Raw genomic sequence first — 15,924 nt, 5'->3', positions numbered from 1 at the left:
GACCTGCGGGTCGCGGTCATCGCCGCCCAGTGGCACGAGAAGGTCATGGACGGCCTCGTCGACGGCGCGCTGCGCGCCCTGCACGAGCTGGGCATCGACGAGCCGACCGTCCTGCGCGTACCCGGCAGCTTCGAGCTGCCGGTCGTCGCCAAGGTCCTCGCAGGACGCGGCTACGACGCGATCGTGGCCCTCGGCGTCGTCATCCGCGGCGGAACCCCGCACTTCGAGTACGTGTGCCAGGGCGTCACCCAGGGGCTGACCCAGGTGACGGTGGACACCGGCGTGCCCGTCGGCTTCGGCGTCCTGACCTGCGACACCGAGGAGCAGGCCCTGGACAGGGCGGGCATCGAGGGCTCCCGCGAGGACAAGGGGCACGAGGCGGTCACCGCGGCCGTGGCCACCGCGACCACGCTGCGTACGATCTCCGAACCCTGGCGGTGAGCGGGTCCGGGGAGCCGCGTAAAGTAAGAGCCATCATGTCCAAGAAGACTTTCGAGGAGCTCTTCGCCGAGCTCCAGCACAAGGCCGCCAACGGCGACCCCGCCACGTCGCGCACCGCCGAGCTGGTCGACAAGGGCGTCCATGCCATCGGCAAGAAGGTCGTCGAGGAGGCCGCCGAAGTCTGGATGGCCGCCGAGCACGAGGGCAAGGAAGCCGCGGCCGAGGAGATCTCCCAGCTCCTCTACCACGTGCAGGTGATGATGGTCGCCCGCGGCATCTCCCTCGACGACGTGTACGCCCACCTCTGAGCCGTACCGCACCCTCCGCCCGACTCTCCCGTCACGCAAAGGAATCCGACCTCATGCTGCGCATCGCCGTCCCCAACAAGGGTTCACTGTCCGGACCTGCGTCGGCGATGCTCCATGAGGCCGGATACCAGCAGCGCAAGGAGTCCAAGGAGCTCGTCCTCGTCGACCCGGACAACGAAGTCGAGTTCTTCTACCTCCGGCCCAAGGACATCGCGATCTATGTCTCGGCCGGCAAGCTCGACATCGGCATCACCGGTCAGGACCTCCTGATCGACTCGGGCGCGAACGCCGAGACGATCCTGCCCCTCGGCTTCGCACGCTCCACCTTCCGCTTCGCCGCGAAGCCGGGCACGGCGAACACCATCGCGGACCTCGCGGGCAAGACCGTCGCGACCTCGTACGAGGGAATCGTCGCCAAGCACCTCGCGGACAGCGGCGTCGACGCCTCCGTCGTGCACCTGGACGGCGCGGTGGAGACCGCCATCGAGCTCGGCGTCGCACAGGTCATCGCGGACGTCGTGGAGACCGGCACCTCGCTGCGCAACGCGGGCCTCGAAGTGTTCGGCGAGCCGATCATGAAGTCCGAGGCGGTCGTCATCCGGCGCACCGGCGCCGACACCGACGACCCGAAGGTCCAGCAGTTCCTGCGCCGCCTCCAGGGCGTCCTGGTCGCCCGGTCGTACGTGATGATGGACTACGACTGCCGGGCCGAGCACCTGGAGCAGGCCGTCGCCCTCACGCCCGGCCTGGAGTCGCCGACGATCTCGCCCCTGCACAACGAAGGCTGGGTCGCCGTCCGCTCCATGGTCCCGGCCAAGGAAGCCCAGCGGATCATGGACGACCTGTACGCCATCGGAGCGCGGGCCATCCTGACCACGGCCATCCACGCCTGCCGCCTCTGATGACCCGGCAGGAGACCCCGGCCATGAGCAACCAGCCCGACAGCACCGACACCCCCGCCCTGCCCGTCACCTTCCGGCCGGGCCGGACCCGGGCGGTCCTGCTCACCGCGGGCGCCGCGATCCTCGTGGTGCTCACGGTGATCTCGCTGCTCATCCCCGGCCTCAGCGCGGGGGAGCGGCTCAGCTTCATCTTCACCGGCGTGCTGCTCTTCGGGGTGCTCGCGCTCCTGAGCAGGCCCAAGGTCGTCGCCGACGAGTCCGGCGTGACCGTCGTCAACATCGCCACCAGCAGGCGCCTGGAGTGGGCCGAGATCGTCCAGGTCAACCTGCGTCCCGGTGACCCGTGGGTGTTCCTCAACCTCAGCGACGGCACCAGCCTGCCCGTCATGGGCATCCAGCCCGGCATCGCCAAGCAGCGGGCCATCAGCGACGCCCGTGCGCTGCGTGCCCTCGCCGAGGACCGCACCCCGCAGGGCTGACGTTTGTGGCCGGGTCTTGATTAATCTGGTGGCGGGGCACGCATGGTGTGCCGCCCCGCCCCAGTCGGGCCCGCCCGGTCCGCTGGGGCTCCTGCTACCCGAGGAGTGACTCCCTCCGGCGATGGACGGTTCGTCCTGTAGTACATGCGCCGCCCCCTCCCGACATACCGGGACAGGTCAGACCAGGGAGGCGGCGGCATGACCACGTCCCTGCTGCTTCTCGGGGCGGCATTCCTGCTGATTCTCGCCAACGGCTTCTTCGTGGCCGCCGAGTTCGGGCTCGTCACCGTCGAGCGCCCGGACGCCGAGAAGGCCGCCGCGGACGGCGACCGACGGGCCCGCGGGGTCGTCGACGCCCTCAAGGAGCTGTCCTTCCAGCTCTCCGGCACCCAGCTCGGCATCACCATCACCTCACTCGTGGTCGGCATGCTCGCCGAGCCGGCCCTCGCACATCTGCTCGCGGGCCCCTTCACCGCGACCGGCCTGCCGGAAGGTGCCGTACCGGGCGTCTCCGTGGTGGTGGGCATGCTCTTCGCGTCCGCCGTGCAGATGGTGATCGGGGAACTGGTCCCGAAGAACTGGGCGGTGTCCAAGCCGCTCCAGGTCGCGCGGTTCGTCGCGGGCCCGCAGCACGTGTTCTCGCGCCTCTTCCGGCCCGTGATCGCCCTCCTGAACGCCGTGGCCAACCGGCTCGTACGGCTCCTGGGCGTCGAGCCCGCCGAGGAGCTCGCATCGGCCCGTACCCCCGGCGAACTGGTCTCCCTGGCCCGGCACTCGGCGCAGGCGGGCGCCCTCGAACAGGACACCGCGGACCTGTTCGTCCGTACGCTCTCCCTCGGCGAGCTGACCGCGCAGCACGTCATGACCCCGCGGGTGAAGGTCAGCGCCCTCCAGACGTCGGCGACCGCCGAGGACGTGGTGAACCTGACCCGCGCCACCGGGCTTTCGCGCTTTCCCGTCTACAGCGAGCGCATCGACGAGATCGTCGGCATGGTGCACCTCAAGGACGCCCTCGCGGTCCCGGCCCACGAGCGCCTCAGAGCGCCGGTGGGCCGCATCGCGCAGACGCCGCTGCTGGTCCCGGAGACGCTGCCCGTGCAGCAGCTCCTGGAGCAGCTGCGCAGCCAGCAGCCCATAGCCGTCGTCGTCGACGAGTACGGCGGTACGGCCGGGGTGGTCACCCTGGAGGACATCGTCGAGGAGCTCGTCGGCGAAGTCCGCGACGAGCACGACCTCCTGGACCTGCCCGACATCGCCGTGGCACCGGCCGAGGACGGCCGACCCGCGTGGGACGCCGACGGCAGCTGCCGCGTCGACACGCTCCAGCGGATAGGGCTCGACGTCCCCGAGGGCCCGTACGAGACCGTGGCCGGACTCGTCGCCGATCTGCTCGGCCGCATCCCCGTCCCCGGCGACCGGGCCGAACTGCCCGGCTGGCGGCTCGCGGTGCGGCAGGTGGACCGCTACCGCGCCGGGCGGGTCCGTCTCGTCCGCACGGCACAGACCCCGGACGTCATGAGTGTGGCGGAGGCCGCCCGATGAGCATGCTCCAACTCCTGTTCGCCCTGCTGCTCGTCCTCGCCAACGGCTTCTTCGTGGGGGCCGAGTTCGCGCTCGTCTCCGTGCGCCGCAGCCAGATCGAACCGCTGACCGGCAAACGGGCCCGCCAGGTGCTCCACGGCCTGGAGAACCTGCCGCAGATGATGGCGGCCGCCCAGTTCGGCATCACCGTGTGCTCGCTGACGCTGGGCGCGGTCGCCGAGCCCACCGTCGCGCATCTCCTGGAGCCCGTCTTCGAGGCGGCGCGCATCCCCGAAGGGGCGATCCATCCGCTGGGGTACGCCATCGCGCTCGCCGTGGTCGTCTTCCTCCACCTGGTGGTCGGCGAGATGGTCCCCAAGAACCTCGCGATGGCCGCCCCGGAGAAGACCGCGCTCTGGTTCAGCCCCGGCCTCGTCGCCTTCGCCCGTGTCTGCCGTCCGGTCACTGCGGCACTGGGGGCGTGTGCGCGGCTCGTCCTCAAGCTCTTCGGGGTCGAGCCCAAGGACGAGGTCGAGGCCGTCTTCACCAGCGAGCAGCTCAACCGGCTCGTCGGTGACTCGGGCCAGGCGGGACTGCTCGAACCCGAGGAGCAGGAGCGCCTGGAGGATGCCCTCGAACTGGGCTCGCGTCCGGTGACGGACGTCCTGCTCGACCGGGCGTCGCTGGTGACGGTGGGCGCCGGGGTCACCCCGTCGCAGGTCATCGAGCTCACCGGGCGCACGGGCTACTCCCGCTTCCCGGTCCGCGCGGAGAACGGCGCCTTCATGGGCTACCTGCACGTGAAGGACGTACTGGATCTCACCGACGGCGCGGAGGCCGACCGCGCGGTGCCGCAGCAGGTCTGGCGGTCGATGACGACGCTGCGCGCCGAGCTCCCCCTGGACGACGCCCTGACGGTGATGCGCCGCGCCGCGACGCATCTGGCGCAGGTCGCCGACGCGTCGGGCAAGGTGCTCGGCCTGGTCGCCCTGGAGGACGTCCTCGAACTCCTGGTCGGCGAGGTCCGCGACCCGGCGCACCGGGTCGCGGTTCCGCGAAGGCCCCGGGAGTCCAGGGACGGCGCCCTGGTCTGAGTGCGCGGGGCGGGGTCCTCAGACCCCCGGCGGGTCCTGCGGCCCCCGCCCCGAGAGCACCTCGCCGTACGCCTGCATCAGGTCGGGCAGCCGCAGTGTCGACAAGTCGTCACGGCTCGGCTCGCCGGGGTAGCCGGAGAGCCGCAGGTCGCGGTAGGCGCAGCTCTTCTCGTAGAGCGTGCGCAGGAAGCGGCCGTTGCCGAGCTCGTCGATCCATGCCTGGTCGACGACGTGCCCGCTGATGGAGCGCAGCTCGTCCAGGGCCTCCTCGTCCCACACGTCGCCGTTCTCGTCGGCCAGGACCTCGCCGATCGAGGTGAGCTCCAGGGGGCGGTACGAGGGGAAGTCCACGCGGGTGGTGAAGCGCGAGGAGAGGCCGGGGTTGGCGGCGAGCAGGCGGTCCATGCCCTCGGGGTAGCCCGCGAGGATCACGACCAGGTGATCGCGGTTGTCCTCGGCGCGCTTGAGGAGCACCTGGAGGGCCTCGTCGCCGTACGCGTCGCCCTTGCCGTAGCCCGAGTTGGACAGGGAGTAGGCCTCGTCCACGAAGAGCACGCCGCCGATCGCCGAGTCGATCAGCTCATTGGCCTTCACGGCCGTCTGGCCGAGATATTCGCCGACCAGGTCCGCGCGCTGGGCCTCCACCAGGTGGTCGCCGCCGAGCAGGCCAAGGGCGTAGAACGCCCTGCCCAGGATGCGGGCCACCGTGGTCTTGCCGGTGCCCGAGGGGCCGGAGAAGACGAAGTGTCGTTTCGGCGGCTGGACGGGCAGTCCCTGCGCGGCTCGCAGGCGTGCCATGTTCAGCTGCGCCGAGAGCGCCTTGACCTGGCGCTTCACCGGTTCCAGGCCGACCATGCCCTCCAGTTCGGCGAGCGCGGCCTCCAGGAGTGCGGGGTCGGTGGGGCCGGGCGGCAGCTGGGAGAGGCCCGGCTGGACGGGGATGACCGCCTTCTCGCGCACGGAGTCGGTCTCGGCGGGGCCGCCGCTCGTGGGCAGGTCGGGTTCGGTGAGCTTCAGGTCGCGGCCCTCGCTGCCGAAGAGCGGATCGATCCCGTCCGGGCTCTCCATCACGTCCTGTCCGAAGCCGGTCAGGGCGATCGCCGCCAGGTCGGTGACCTCGTCGTACCCGTCGCCCTCGGCGATCGCCGCGAGCCGTGCGGAGGTGTCCATGAAGGAGGGATCCACCCGGTGCACCGCGCGGTACAGCGGCATGGCCGCCGCCGAGCGGCCCGTGCCCTCGTGCGCCCGGGCCAGCCAGTAGCGCAGCTCCTTGCGCTGCGGCTGCTCGCTGCGGCACCGCATCAGGGCGGCGGACAGGAGCGGTTCGGCCTGGCCGTACATCTCCAGGCGCACCCGGGCCATGCCTCCGAAGAGGCCGGCCTCGATGCCGAGGATCGTGTCGTCGATCAGCGAGTCCGTGTGCCGGACCAGCTGTTCCCAGTCCTTGACCAGGTAGGAACGGCAGGCGTGCAGGAACCGCACCTGCGGATCCGCGTCCACCGGCGGCAGCCCCGCCAACGCCCGGTCCAGTTCGGGGACATGGCGTCCGTCGAGCCAGTGCGACGCGTGCGCGAGCAGCAGATCGCGGGTGCTCTCCAGGACCGGTTGCACCCACCAGCCCAGCCAGTACCAGGAGTTGAGGGTGCGCCCGTGCCGGGTGCGCTGTTCCCCGAACCTGTCCCTGTGCTGGAACATCCGCAGCAGCGCCGTCGTCGTGTCGATGCGCAGCGCGTGCAGTCCGAGCCAGCCGTCGGCCATCGCCGGATCCATCCGCACCGCCGCCCGGAACTCCTCCTCCGCCTGCGGATAGGCGCCCATCGTGTAGGCGTCGACGCCCCTCAGCCAGGCGAGGTCGGCCGGGGCGGGTGAGCCCACCGCGTCGAAGTCCATCACGTCCCCCACAAACCGTGCCCCCGTTTGTGTACCGCCGGACCGGTGCCCGTCGGCAACTTCGCTGAACCGCCGTGCTGCGGACGGACGTTGAACGGATGCGCGGAGCAGCCGTCCGTACGTCGCACCGAAGGGCATCGTACCTGCGGAGGAGCGCTCGGCCGTAGGGTGCCGCAGCGCGGGATCAGGCAGGTGAAGGGGGACCTCGTCGTCACCGAGGGTGAGCGAAAGGCGGCTCGTAGCGTCCGGTATGCGAGGTTGAAGGGCAGAACGAAGCCCCCGATCACGGGGGAACAACCGGGGGCTTCGCGTCTGCGGGCGACCTCGGAAGGCCGCACATTCAGAACGTAAGTCCTGTAAGGGCCCTCGGTCAAGCAGAGTTGGGGCACTCATGGAAACTCGTGAGAACTTCCGGAAGTCGCTTTCCGCTGGTTCAGCGCGCTGCCTCTGGTCCATCACTCTCCGTGACGATTTGGCTCTGCGCAGCCGTCTCATTCGGCCCCCGCAGTACCTCATATCCCTCGCGCCACTGTCGCACCAAAGACTGAGCGAAGGGGCGTGAAGGGTCCTGTGCGAAGTGCCGGCGCTCCGCGGGTTCCCACCCGTCCCAGAAGTCACTCTGGACCGCCCCGTCCCGCCGGCGCCCCCGGCCCCAGGACTCTTCGCGGGGCAACTCCATCCACAGGAGCCACGCGAGGAACGGGCGCACCGCGCGGCGCCCCGCTCCGACGCCCTCGACGAGGACCACCGGGGCGGGCGGCAGCGAGCGGCCCGCCGGCCCGAAGCGCCGGGCGTTCCAGTCGTACGTCTCGTAGTGCGCGCTCTCGCCCCGCGAGAGCGGCCCGACGATCTGCCGGCGCAGCCGCTCCGTCCAGCCGAACAGCTCGTCGTGGCTCGCGATGTCGTCGAGGCGAAGGACGGGCGCGCCGCCCAGGGCCTCGGCGAGACGGTCCGCGAAGGTCGACTTGCCGGAGCCCGCGTGCCCGTCGACGGCGACGAGGCGGACGGGGCCGCAGGAGGGCGGCAGGTCCAGCAGATCCGCGGCGACGCGGGACAGGGGGGTGGCGTGTGCGGTCATCTCGTCCAGCGTACGGGTGCGGAATCTGCTGCTCCGCGCGCCGTGCCTGCTCACGCCAGTGGTCGAGGCCAATATTGGCGGACACGGTGGTGGTCGAAGCGCTGGCAGAAGTCGGCGTACAGCGGCCATAGTTGGCCTACCGCCATGCACCTGACCTGCCCCTTCCGGATCCGTCCGGAGCCCACGTCGACTGGGGGTCCCCGCCATGGACCGAGCTGATGACATGTCCCGCAGAACCGTCCTCGCCACGGCCGCCGCCGTGGCCGCACTCGCCGCCACGGCGAGCCCCGCCCTCGCCTCGACCGGCCTGCGCGGCGCCCCGCGCGCGAAGCGGCCGGTGAGCAACCGCTTCTGGGCCTCGCACGCGGACTGGAGCGCCGGCACCGCCGACGGCACCCGCGCCGTGTCCGGAGCCCGCCCGGCCGTGGAGATCGCCGAGGCCGCGGGCCGCACCGACTACGCCGATCCGCACACCGGCAAGACCGCCACCTGGGAGTACGCCCGGTGGACCTCGCCCGTGCACCGCCCCACCGTCCCCGCCACGGAGGTCGTCGCCTCCTGGAACGCCCGCACGCCGACCGGGACGTGGCTCCAGGTCGAGCTCCAGGGCACGTACTCGGACAAGACGAAGACTCCCTGGTACGTCCTGGGCCGCTGGACCTCGGGCGACGACAAGGAGAAGGACATCCGCCGTACGTCGGTCGACGACCAGAGCGACGGCAAATCCAGCATCTGGACGGACACCTTCTCCATCGACGACACGACCACGGGGCTGCGCCTGGCCTCGTACCAGCTGCGTCTGACCCTGTACCGCAAGCCGGGCGCCACCCACACCCCCACGGTGTGGCGGCTCGGCGCGATGGCCTCCGCGGTGCCCGACCGCTTCACCGTCCCGGCGTCCAAGCCGGGGCTCACCAAGGAACTGAAGGTCCCGCGCTACTCGCAGGAGATCCACGCCGGGCAGTATCCCGAGTACGACAACGGCGGCGAGGCCTGGTGCAGCCCCACCTCCTCGCAGATGATCATCGAGTTCTGGGGCCGCAAGCCGACCGCCGCCGACCTCGCCTGGGTCGACCCGTCCTACGAGGACCCCCAGGTGTGCCACGCGGCGCGGTACACCTTCGACTACCAGTACGCGGGCTGCGGCAACTGGCCCTTCAACTCGGCCTACGCGGCGACGTACAAGGACATGCAGGGCGTCGTCACGCGTCTGGCCTCGCTCACCGAGCTGGAGTCGCTGATCGCCGCGGGCATCCCGGCCATAACGTCCCAGTCGTTCCTCAAGGAGGAGCTGACGGGCGCCGGTTACGGCACGGCGGGCCACCTGATGACGGTGATCGGCTTCACGTCGAAGGGCGACGTGATCGCCAACGACCCGGCGTCCGACAGCAACGCGGCGGTACGCCGGATCTACAAGCGCCGGGAGTGGGAGAACATCTGGCTGCGCACCAAGCGCTACAACTCCACGGGGAAGGTCGTCTCCGGCACGGGAGGCGTCTGCTACCTGTACTTCCCGGTGAAACTCTCGGCGAAGCAGAAGGCGGCGCTGGCCGGGGTGGGGATCCACTGAGGCAGCGCGAAGGCCCCCTCTCCGTTGGCGGAGAGGGGGCCTTGTGCTGATTACGCGGGAAGGCGGAGCGTCCGGGCGAAGTCGTCCAGGGGCTCGATGGCCGCGGCGATCACTTCCGGATCGTCGTGATGCCCGCGCAGGCAGACGTCGGGGACGCCGGGCGGGGTGTGCCAGTGGTACGTCACCGAGGTCATCATGATGCTGCTGTCGGCGGGGTAGGAGCGGGTGACCCTGACCCCGTCCGCGCCCAGGTGCGGGGAGGCGAATGCGATGCTGCCGGTCCGCTGCTGCCACTCGGGGATCTCCGGGTGCGGCACGGCGGGCGCGGCGAGCCCTTCGCAGGAGGCCGCGTCGGGGGCGTCGCAGTGGATGCGGGTGGCGTGCACGACCAGGGGCATGGAGGTCAGCGGCACGGGGTGGTAGATGAACGCCTCGTCCGCCCGGAGCTTGTCCCGGAGCGTCACCACCGTCTGCTCGTAGAAGTTCTTGTGGAACTTGCGGAGCTTGCGGGTGAGCTCGATGTCGTGGACGGCGGCCAGACCGGTCAGGTGCAGGTCCAGCCACTCCTTGAACGTCTTCTTGTCGATCTGGAGGTGGAGGTAGCCCCAGAGGCCTGGGTTGGCGTCCGTGTCGATGTGGAGCGGGGCGCCGAGGTCGGTGCTCCACAGGGTGCCTTCGGACATGCGCGGTCTCTTTCGTCGGGGGCGCGAGCAGAGGGAGAGCCTTCAGGCATAGCTCCAGCGGAAGGTGCTCATGACGGCGTCGAACAGTTCCACGAGGGTGTCATGGAAGACGGGGTCCGAGCCGGGCGCGATCAGAGCGCTGAAGGAGAAGGTGAGGTACTTGTCGGGGGTGCTGTCCGGGACGGGCACGAAGTACTCGACCTGGCGGTGTGCGACTTCGACGCCCTGGGCGGCATCGGCGGGGACCTCTTTCTCCGAGCGCAGAGCCGCGGTGTCGTCGAGCTCCCGCATCTCGGCTCCGGGGGTCTCGGAGGCGAGCGCGGCAAGGACCGCTTCCGGGCCCCGGTCGGGCGTCACCCGCGGAATCTCGATCGGCTCGGAGGCGACGATCGACACCGGCAGTGTGATGCCGTGCAGAGGCTCGGTAGGGAGGTAGAGGGTCATTCCTCCCTTGGCGCTGGCCCGGCGGACGACCTTCTTCATCTCCTGGAGGAGCTTCAGCCGGGCCTTCGGAATGTCGTCCTTGGGAAAACCGACGGGCAGCTGCGCGACGGCCTTGCGGACGATGCGGTCCATCGCCTCCCGGGTCCCCGTTTCCAGCGGAATCACGTCCCAGCCGGGCGGCGGCACCAGGTTGAAGCCGACCGGGGGCCGGCGGTGCTCAGCGGTGGCCACGGCGCTCCCGCCTCCCTTCCAGGGCGTAGGCGACGCCGACGAACAGCGCCCACACCGGGGCGGCGATCATGCCCGCCCAGAAACCGAAGAACATCGAGGGCAGGAAGAAGCCGCCGCCCATGGCGAGATCCCGGGTGAGGTAGGGCGGACGGTCCGCATGGCGGGGGTACTTCGCGAAGACCCATACGTAGTGCAGGAGACAGCCGATGATCGCGGCCTCGTATACGTGGAGGACATCGTTCATCAGGGACTTCGGCACCAGGATCATGATCCCCAGTACCGGCAGGAACAGGGGCATTCCGATGATCAGGGTCAGCCGGAGCCGCCGGTTGGGGCCGGTGCCGAGCCCGGTGCGGGCGGCTTCGGCCTCGGCAATGCGTTGCGCCGAGCGCAGGTCCATGGTCGTTCCTACCAGTGCGTGTCGGGGGCGGGCTTGAGGGTGTTGTCCTTCCAGTCGGAGTAGCCCGCGTTGTAGGGCTTCTCGCCGGTTCCGAACTTCTCGGAGGTCACGCTCGTCAGGTCGCTCTTGCCCAGCGCCTTGTCCATGACGTCCATGCCCATGCCGGTCCAGGCGACGCCGAGGCCCGCCTGATAGGACCGGTAGGCCTTGTCCGCGGCGGCCCCCGCGGCCGCCGGGATCGTGGCCTTGTTCGCCTGGAGCATCTTCGCCATGCCGGCCATCTCCTTGTCGCCGAGGTGCAGCACGGTCGACAGCGGGCTGACCCGCAGCGGCCCCTTGGCGACCAGGCCGACATTCTGGGAGATGGACTTGCGCATGGCGTTACGGGCTCCGCCGATGGCCGTCTTCCCCGCCCCTTCCGGCAGCTTGGTCATCAACCGGCCCATGTCGTCCATGACGCCCTTGACGCCGCTGAGCCCTCTGCTCAGTCCGGCGGTCCGGGCGGCCTGGGCGGCGCCGGCCGTGGCCTTGGCACCGCTGGCGAGCTTCGCGGCGGCCCCGAGGCCACCGACCACGAGCAGGGCGCCCACGACGTCGAAGATGACATCCGTCCAGGTGGCGTCCCCGGACGCCACCAGGAGGAGTCTGAGTGCGATCGTGAGGGCCGCGATCCCCAGGATGACCAGGTTCAGGCCCGGAATGAGCAGGGCCAGGAAGCCCAGCGCCGTCGCGATCCAGCCGAGAATGTCGATGAAGGCCTTGATCAGGTCCGCATTGTCATGGACCCAGCCCTTGACGTTGTCCCACCACGAGTCCTCGATGACGTCGTCGATCTCGTCATTGATCTTGCCCGAGTAGTGGCTCGCGTCGCTGTCGCGGTTCCCGGTGACGGTGTTGAGGCGGGTTCTGTACGACTGAAGCGGGTCGCCGTCAGTTCCGTTCTCCGACGGGTTCGCCTTCTTGTCCTTGTCCCCGTCCGCCTTCTCGGCGTCCTTGGCCTTCTCGCGCTCGACCTCGGCGTGCTTCTCCTTGGCCTCGCGCAGAATCCGGTCGGCGTCGTCTTGGTGGTCCTCCAGCTTGTTCGCCCACTTGGTGAGGTGCCCGTGGACGCGCTCGTAGCGGGAAGCCACCTCCCGCATGTGCTTCTCCAGCGTGCCGGAGTCCTCGCGCAGACGCTGGACGTACTTGCCCTTGAGCTTGTCCTCGTCCGAGATGGCCTTGAGGTTCCCCGCCTGCTTGCGCAGCTTCTCGGCGACCGAGACCATGTGCCGGACCTCTTCCCGGATCTCCTCCGGGGCGCCGGGCACGGGGTCGGTCTCGCACAGCGGCTCCCAGTCGACGGGGCGGCGCTTCGATGCCGCCGCGGTCACCGGCCCTTCCCCTTGCCCTTGCCCTTGGTCTGCTTCTCGAGTTCCTCGTCCAGCTTCTCGAAGGCCTTCTTCGTCTCGGCGACGAGCTTGCCGGTCGATTCCAGGCCCTCGATGAGCCTGGTGCGGTAATCGTCCCAGTTGTCGACGAAATCGCCCATGGCATCCGCGATGTTCCCGGCGCCCCAGTGCTTTTCCATGCCGTCGCGACGGTTCTCGATGTCCTTGAACGTCGTGTGCAGATTGCCGAGTTGGCGTTCGCAACCGATGAGGAACTCATAGTCGACCGTGAGGTCGCTACCGGACACAGCTCTCCCTCCCGTGGCCCGACCGCTGTACAGAACGGGCCGCAGAGCATGTTCAGTTCATGACCCGGGGATCGTAACCGACGGGGCGGATCCGATCATCAGTACGACGGCCCCTCCCGCTGATGCGGGAGGGGCCGTCGTCCGGAACGGGTTACTTCGCCTCGGGTGCGCCCCGGCGCAGCCGGGCTGCCTGCTCGTCCACCTCGTCCTGCGAGGTGCCGGCCCGTACGACGACCACTGCCTGAGAGCCGTCGGGCAGCGTCGCCTCGCGCATTTCCGTGCCGAGGAGCGGCGGGCGTACGCGGTCCTGCTCGTTGGCTGCGTCGTTTGCGGTGCCCGCGCTGTTTGCGTTGTTTTCGTAGTGCTCGTCGTCCGACATGAGACCTCCCAGCTCGACGAGAGGCCCACCGTACCCGCGGATCACCCGCGGATCCCGGCGCACGAGCCGCAGACGGCGTGCTTCACACGAACGCCGTGCTTCACACGAACGCCGCGATCAGGGGCTCAGCCCTGGACCGGATCCACCACCCAGTCCGGGTGCCCCGGCATCGGCGGAGTCTTCGAGCCGTACAGCCACGGCTCCAGGAAGCCCGAGAGGTCCTGCCCCGCGACCTTCGACGCCAGGTCGATGTACTGCCGGGTGCTCGCGGTCTTGCCGCGGAACCCGGTCACCCACGCCCGTTCGATCTTCTGGAACGTCGCCTCGCCGACCTGCTCCCGCAGGGCGTACAGGACCAGGGCCGAGCCGTCGTACCGCATGCGCTTGAAGAGGTTCGGCTCGGTCGGCTCCGCCGGGGCGCCGTAGTCGTGGCGCCACTGGTCGTGAGCGGCGTAGGCGGTCTTCATGGCGGCCTCGAAGCTGTCGCCGCCGTGCTCCTCGGAGTACATCCGCTCGTAGAAGCGGGCGTGCCCCTCGCTGACCCACAGGTCGGACCAGCTCTTGAGGGCGACGCTGTCGCCGAACCACTGGTGGGTCAGCTCGTGCACCATGTTCCGCTCGGCGTCGACCTTCGTGCCCAGGAGATCGGCCTTCGGGATGAGCGAGAGGGTCTGGGTCTCCAGGGCGACGGCCAGGTCCGTGTCGCCGACCAGGATGCCGTAGCGGTCGAAGGGGTAGGGGCCGAGCTTCTCCTGGAGCCAGGCGAGGTGGTCCGGGGTCAGCTTGCGGTACTCGGCCGTCGGCTCGACCAGGGACTCGGGGACCACGTCCCGCAGCGGCAGCCCGCCGGGGCCCTCGCCGTCGACGAGCTTGAACTTGCCGACCGCCAGCTGCACCAGCTGGGTGGACAGCGGCTGCTGCGAGTCGTACGTCCAGCGCACCCGGTCACCGGGGCGTTCGGTGCGGTCGACCAGCTTGCCGTTCGCGACCGCCGTCAGGTCCTTCGGCGTGGTGATGCGGAAGGTGATCGGCGCCCGCTGGCTGGGGTGGTCGTTGGCCGGGAAGATCAGCCGGGCCCCGTTCGGCTGGGGGTAGACCACCGTGCCGTCGGCGGTGGGTATCCAGCCGTAGTCCTCGATCGCGTCGTCCCGGTGCCGCGTCTGCGTCGGGTCGGCGGTGTACGTGACCTTGGCGGTGAACGTACGGCCCTTGGTGATCGGCGACTTGGGCGTGACCGTCAGCTCGTCCCCCGCGCGGGAGGTGCGCGCCGTCGAGCCGTCGATCTGCACGCGGTGCAGGGTGTTGCCCCCGAAGTCCAGGTTGAAGCGCGAGAGCGACTGCGTGGCGGTGGCCTTGATGGTCGCCGTCGCCTCGAACGGCGTCCGCGGGGCCTGCCAGTCGAAGTCCAGGGTGTAGCGGTCGACGCGGTACCCGCCGTTCCCGTCGAGGGGGAACATCGGGTCGCCGAGGCCGGCGGCGCCGGGTGTCGGTGTGCCGGATGCGGACGGCGCGGCCTGCGACACCGTCCCGGTGAGGGCCGCCGTCACGGTGACGGCTGCCGCGAGGGCGAGCCGTGCCCTGCGGCGGGGCGTCCGGTACGAGCTCATCGGAAACCTTTCGGTCAGAAGGTTGCGCGGACGAGTCAGCGGGGGTGCGCTTGGGGGTGTGCCCCGCCGCTGGTAGTGAGACGCACATCTCTTGGCCCGAGTTGTACGGGATCCGGCGGGTCCGTGACCAAGCTCTCTCCCGCGGCGGCACGATCCGATGGCAAGGTGGACGGGTCAGTGGGGGGAGTCCGCTGCCGGACGTCGCGCCGAGAGGCGTGACGCATACGTATCGAGTGATGCCATGACCGCTGCCACCGCCACAGCCACTGCCGCCGCCACCGCGCAGCCCCGCGCGACGACCCGCACCGGCGGCCCCGACGAGGACGGCCCCAAGGTCCTCGAGCACGTCCTCGGCTGGACGCTCGTCGTCGTCCTCGCGATGCTCGTCACCCAGATCGGTCTGATGTGACCCGGGTCTTCCGACCCTCACCTTCCCCGGCCGGATCCAGGTCCGCCCGCCAGTGCCTTCGGGGCACGCCCACGAGCCCGTAGAGCCGGCGCACGGGCGAGCGCCGCGCCAGCAGCGTGAGCCCCGCGACGACCGCGAAGAGCGGCAGGCCGATCCACCCGCCCAGGAGGCGGACGAGGACGCCGGCGACGAGCGCGCCGGCGAACGGCAGGCCGTAGACCCCGGCCGCCGCGACGACGATCGCCAGGAACCGGTGCACCTTGCGGTCCTCGTCGGCGCCGGGCAGTGACCAGCCCTCCATCAGCCAGCCGATCTCCGTGAGCAGCATCGTGCCGATCACGGCCGCGCCGAAGACCAGCAGCGCGAGGAACGTCCCGGACGTCAGGAAGTCCAGTACGTGGTTGACCACGCTGTCCTGCCGCCAGCCCGCGAAGTCCCCGGCCCCGGCGGAGAAGAACCGCTCGTACCCCCTGCCGTCCCAGCCGTGGACCAGCGTCCCGAAGAGCAGGAAGTACCCGCCCACGCACTGGAGATACGCCCAGTAGCCCGCCCCCACCAGGACGAATCCCTGCGCCACCAGGAACCCGAGAACGGCCGCGACGGGGATGCCGCCGGCGTAGAAGAGCACGAACCCCGCCCACACCCCGTCGTGCCCCCGCGCGACGTGCATGGTCGCCCACGCGGGGTTCTGCCAGAGCAGGAACAGCCCCGTCGGGACCAGCAGGACCGCCGCGAAGAGAGCCGTGAGCGCCAGATAGGGATTGGCGGCGCGGCTGCGCGTCCGCGGCCCCTCACCCGCGTTGATCCGCTCCC

Annotated in this window: 18 protein-coding genes; 8 read left to right on the top strand and 10 right to left on the bottom strand. The window is 70.2% G+C overall.

The genetic code is table 11. The annotated features are described in order from the left end of the window. The 6 genes from ribH to ACQKIP_RS20850 all read left to right on the top strand — a co-directional run. On the top strand, positions 1-441 hold a 441-nt coding region (gene ribH, locus ACQKIP_RS20875; RefSeq protein WP_427743737.1), incomplete at its 5' end, for a 6,7-dimethyl-8-ribityllumazine synthase. Between the two features lie 35 nt (positions 442-476). Then, positions 477-749: a phosphoribosyl-ATP diphosphatase gene (locus tag ACQKIP_RS20870; RefSeq protein ID WP_135330016.1), complete on the top strand. Its 273-nt coding sequence runs from the start codon at positions 477-479 to the stop codon at positions 747-749. A 53-nt stretch (positions 750-802) separates the two neighbouring features. Further along, the gene (gene hisG / locus ACQKIP_RS20865) at positions 803-1,651 is read left to right on the top strand and encodes an ATP phosphoribosyltransferase (RefSeq protein WP_365864198.1); all 849 of its coding nucleotides are present in this window, start codon (positions 803-805) and stop codon (positions 1,649-1,651) included. Positions 1,652-1,674: 23 nt separating this feature from the next. Further along, positions 1,675-2,130 (top strand): PH domain-containing protein, encoded by a 456-nt coding sequence (locus ACQKIP_RS20860; RefSeq protein ID WP_365864196.1) that lies wholly within the window; start codon positions 1,675-1,677, stop codon positions 2,128-2,130. Positions 2,131-2,328: 198 nt separating this feature from the next. After that, positions 2,329-3,672, top strand: coding sequence for a hemolysin family protein (locus tag ACQKIP_RS20855; RefSeq protein WP_365864193.1), 1,344 nt, complete (start codon positions 2,329-2,331; stop codon positions 3,670-3,672). After that, positions 3,669-4,745 carry a hemolysin family protein gene (locus ACQKIP_RS20850; RefSeq protein ID WP_365864192.1) on the top strand — a complete coding sequence of 359 codons (1,077 nt, stop codon included), beginning with the start codon at positions 3,669-3,671 and terminating at the stop codon, positions 4,743-4,745. Before ACQKIP_RS20855 ends, ACQKIP_RS20850 begins: the two co-directional genes overlap by 4 nt. An 18-nt stretch (positions 4,746-4,763) precedes the next feature. Here the strand turns inward: ACQKIP_RS20850 and ACQKIP_RS20845 are convergent, their stop codons facing one another. Together ACQKIP_RS20845 and ACQKIP_RS20840 are read right to left on the bottom strand one after the other, a co-directional pair. Next, entirely contained in the window at positions 4,764-6,635 is a 1,872-nt protein-coding gene (locus tag ACQKIP_RS20845) for an AAA family ATPase (protein ID WP_365864190.1), read from the bottom strand. Positions 6,636-7,068: 433 nt separating this feature from the next. Then, entirely contained in the window at positions 7,069-7,713 is a 645-nt protein-coding gene (locus ACQKIP_RS20840; protein ID WP_365864188.1) for a uridine kinase family protein, read from the bottom strand. 205 nt (positions 7,714-7,918) lie between these two features. Here ACQKIP_RS20840 and ACQKIP_RS20835 point away from each other — a divergent pair, with 205 nt between their 5' ends. Beyond that, a complete protein-coding gene (locus ACQKIP_RS20835; RefSeq protein ID WP_365864186.1) occupies positions 7,919-9,283 on the top strand; it encodes a peptidase C39 family protein in 1,365 nt (454 codons plus the stop codon). A gap of 50 nt (positions 9,284-9,333) precedes the next feature. Here ACQKIP_RS20835 and ACQKIP_RS20830 read toward each other — a convergent pair whose 3' ends face one another. The 7 genes from ACQKIP_RS20830 to ACQKIP_RS20800 form a co-directional block, all read right to left on the bottom strand. After that, positions 9,334-9,966 (bottom strand): hypothetical protein, encoded by a 633-nt coding sequence (locus ACQKIP_RS20830; protein ID WP_365864184.1) that lies wholly within the window; start codon positions 9,964-9,966, stop codon positions 9,334-9,336. A 42-nt stretch (positions 9,967-10,008) separates the two neighbouring features. Further along, positions 10,009-10,641: a hypothetical protein gene (locus ACQKIP_RS20825; RefSeq protein WP_365864183.1), complete on the bottom strand. Its 633-nt coding sequence runs from the start codon at positions 10,639-10,641 to the stop codon at positions 10,009-10,011. Continuing rightward, positions 10,628-11,041 (bottom strand): hypothetical protein, encoded by a 414-nt coding sequence (locus ACQKIP_RS20820; RefSeq protein WP_365864180.1) that lies wholly within the window; start codon positions 11,039-11,041, stop codon positions 10,628-10,630. The genes ACQKIP_RS20825 and ACQKIP_RS20820 overlap by 14 nt, the downstream gene beginning before the upstream one ends. A gap of 8 nt (positions 11,042-11,049) precedes the next feature. Then, on the bottom strand, positions 11,050-12,411 hold the full coding sequence (locus ACQKIP_RS20815) for a hypothetical protein (RefSeq protein WP_427743732.1): 1,362 nt from the start codon (positions 12,409-12,411) through the stop codon (positions 11,050-11,052). After that, positions 12,408-12,716 carry a hypothetical protein gene (locus ACQKIP_RS20810; RefSeq protein WP_365864177.1) on the bottom strand — a complete coding sequence of 103 codons (309 nt, stop codon included), beginning with the start codon at positions 12,714-12,716 and terminating at the stop codon, positions 12,408-12,410. The genes ACQKIP_RS20815 and ACQKIP_RS20810 overlap by 4 nt, the downstream gene beginning before the upstream one ends. A gap of 151 nt (positions 12,717-12,867) precedes the next feature. Next, complete coding sequence (locus ACQKIP_RS20805) at positions 12,868-13,095, bottom strand: hypothetical protein (RefSeq protein WP_365864175.1); 228 nt, start codon at positions 13,093-13,095, stop codon at positions 12,868-12,870. A 125-nt stretch (positions 13,096-13,220) separates the two neighbouring features. After that, entirely contained in the window at positions 13,221-14,702 is a 1,482-nt protein-coding gene (locus ACQKIP_RS20800; RefSeq protein ID WP_365864173.1) for a M1 family metallopeptidase, read from the bottom strand. A 241-nt stretch (positions 14,703-14,943) separates the two neighbouring features. Between ACQKIP_RS20800 and ACQKIP_RS20795 the strand changes: the two genes are divergently transcribed. Continuing rightward, the gene (locus tag ACQKIP_RS20795) at positions 14,944-15,111 is read left to right on the top strand and encodes an SCO1431 family membrane protein (RefSeq protein ID WP_365864171.1); all 168 of its coding nucleotides are present in this window, start codon (positions 14,944-14,946) and stop codon (positions 15,109-15,111) included. Here ACQKIP_RS20795 and ACQKIP_RS20790 read toward each other — a convergent pair. After that, positions 15,089-15,924, bottom strand: an 836-nt coding sequence (locus ACQKIP_RS20790) for a hypothetical protein (RefSeq protein ID WP_427743729.1), incomplete at its 5' end; no start/stop codon positions are given. The genes ACQKIP_RS20795 and ACQKIP_RS20790 overlap by 23 nt on opposite strands.

The organism is Streptomyces sp. NPDC059900, from assembly GCF_050270335.1.
Lineage (GTDB): Bacteria > Actinomycetota > Actinomycetes > Streptomycetales > Streptomycetaceae > Streptomyces.
Note: the sequence above shows the minus strand (reverse complement) of the source record. Positions and strands in the feature narration are given on the sequence as shown.